Origin of the sequence: Ensifer sp. ZNC0028 (assembly GCF_000799055.1) — a bacterium.
In the GTDB taxonomy this organism is placed as follows: domain Bacteria; phylum Pseudomonadota; class Alphaproteobacteria; order Rhizobiales; family Rhizobiaceae; genus Ensifer.
Window position 1 is genome coordinate 1 of the sequence record NZ_JTLA01000286.1, and the last position, 201, is coordinate 201.

Annotated in this window: 1 protein-coding gene; it reads left to right on the forward strand. The window is 67.7% G+C overall.

Features of this window, described 5'->3' with window-relative positions; translation table 11 throughout:
• Positions 1 to 201 (forward strand): ATP-binding cassette domain-containing protein (locus tag L981_RS33030; RefSeq protein WP_043627288.1); only part of this gene is annotated, 201 nt, incomplete at both ends.

The following is a 201-nucleotide window of genomic DNA, read 5'->3' on the forward strand; positions in this document are numbered from 1 at the left end:
GCTATCCGGCGCAGCTGTCGGGCGGCCAGCGCCAGCGCGTGGCGCTTGCCCGCGCCATGGCGGTCGAACCGAACGTGCTTCTGCTCGACGAACCCTTCGGCGCGCTCGATGCGCAGGTCAGAAAAGAGCTGCGCAAGTGGCTGCGCGACATTCACGACCGCACCGGCCACACCACCATCTTCGTCACCCATGACCAGGACG